This is a genomic window from Dolichospermum circinale AWQC310F, from assembly GCF_000426925.1.
GTDB lineage: Bacteria > Cyanobacteriota > Cyanobacteriia > Cyanobacteriales > Nostocaceae > Dolichospermum > Dolichospermum circinale.
In genome coordinates this window covers 114,818-116,365 of record NZ_KE384666.1, presented here as the reverse complement: position 1 = coordinate 116,365, position 1,548 = coordinate 114,818, and the positions used below count along the sequence as shown (strand labels likewise).

Genomic DNA, 1,548 nt, shown 5'->3' with positions numbered 1-1,548 from the left:
CTTGATACTGGTGTTTTGGTTGCTTATTTCAGGAAATCTGATCGCTTTCATCAATGGGCTGTAACTCAACAGAGATATTATAAACGATAAAATACAATATGAATTTTGTGTTCTTCCATTAAATAAGCTAATACATCATTTCCATGACAATTAGGAAGAGGATAATGTTCTGTTTCATAAGCCTCAATTATCGTTCCTAATGTATCCAATAAATGATAAAGAGGATGTTGTTCATTAGTACCGATTTCATCAAGTAAATCATTTAATCTTATAATTGCTTGTTCATATTCTTCTTCATTACGAATTGTTAGTAAAGGAGAAATAGCACTCCAGTGGGTATTAATATCTGGGGGAAGAGTGGTTAGTTTTTCCATTTGCGTTTTTTTATCCATATACCCAACATAGCTAGAAGAGTACATCCAATGATAGCAATAATGCTGAAAATCAATGAAGCTAAAAAGGGATTTTTTGGTAATAAAGGTTGATTGATTTTATCTATGTGCGTAGTGATAATACCGGAAAATATAGCACCACCACCCAAACCTATACCTAATACTTGTACTGTTGTTTCTAAAGAGCGATCGCTTTTAGCTTGTTCTATTTCTACTATACCACGAATTGAGTTTACGGCTTGATCTAACAACTGCGAACCATGTTGAAAATAGCCTAAATCGGCTTGAATTTGCCGTTTAAATGTGACACAATTCTTATTTAGGAAAATTTCTAGAAAATCTAGATTTTCACCGTTTAAATTATGTTTTATTTGTGCTAATTTATCGCTATAATTATCTGCATTAATCACAATTGTATTTTGGTAATCTTCTAAACTTAAAAGTAATCTGGTGTATTCAAGTGCTAATGTAGGAAACGCTTTTAACTGGTTTTGTAATTTCTTTAAATCCTGTCTGGTTATATCTTGATTGTTTTTCAGTTCCAGAATTTTATTAACTTCAGATTCTATATCTCTATACTTTTTATCTAAGTCTTTATATATAGCCCGACTGTCTTTATAAAGTTGAAAAGCGAAAACGTGAATATTAGGTGCATATATTTTCATAATTTAGCTATACCAAATAGGACCGAAATGTGAATTTTGACAAGATTTAAAAAACCAGATGTGTAGGGGTTTAGCATTACTCATTGGTGTTAACTTAAGCTACAGAAGGCTTATTTATTGGCTTTCACACCCGCCCACAAATGAATTATGCCTTACGCCACGCTACGCTATCAGGGCTAATAGCAAAAGTAAACTAAAGTTTACTCAAAAATTTCTGGGTTGTTTAGTCATCTTGAGATGACTTGTGCTATGAGACTGGGAATTAATTCCCAGACGGACTATGGATTTTACGTTAAGTTGACACATACAGCAGATTCATTTGTTATGATGTATATTAATATCTAACTCGTTAACTCGTTCCCAGACTCTGGCTGGGAATGCAGTTTTTCAGGCTCTGCCTGAAGTAAAATGATAGTAAAATGATAGTAAAATGATATAGTGGAGGCAGAGCCTCTGTAATTCATTCCCTGTCAGAGACAGGGAACGAGGGA

Annotated in this window: 2 protein-coding genes; both read right to left on the bottom strand. The window is 33.4% G+C overall.

Annotated features, from left to right (window positions below):
* Positions 1–77: 77 nt before the first annotated feature.
* Positions 78–374, bottom strand: a complete 297-nt coding sequence (locus ACIR310F_RS21485; protein ID WP_231387379.1) for a helix-turn-helix domain-containing protein — start codon at positions 372–374, stop codon at positions 78–80.
* Positions 362–1,057 carry a hypothetical protein gene (locus ACIR310F_RS21480; protein WP_196803156.1) on the bottom strand — a complete coding sequence of 232 codons (696 nt, stop codon included), beginning with the start codon at positions 1,055–1,057 and terminating at the stop codon, positions 362–364. Before ACIR310F_RS21480 ends, ACIR310F_RS21485 begins: the two co-directional genes overlap by 13 nt.
* Between the last annotated feature and the right edge of the window lie 491 nt (positions 1,058–1,548).

Bases quoted from the DNA above. Each gene is read 5' to 3' on its own strand.
- ACIR310F_RS21485 (WP_231387379.1), bottom strand. From the start codon at position 374: ATGGAAAAACTAACCACTCTTCCCCCAGATATTAATACCCACTGGAGT.
- ACIR310F_RS21480 (WP_196803156.1), bottom strand. From the start codon at position 1,057: ATGAAAATATATGCACCTAATATTCACGTTTTCGCTTTTCAACTTTAT.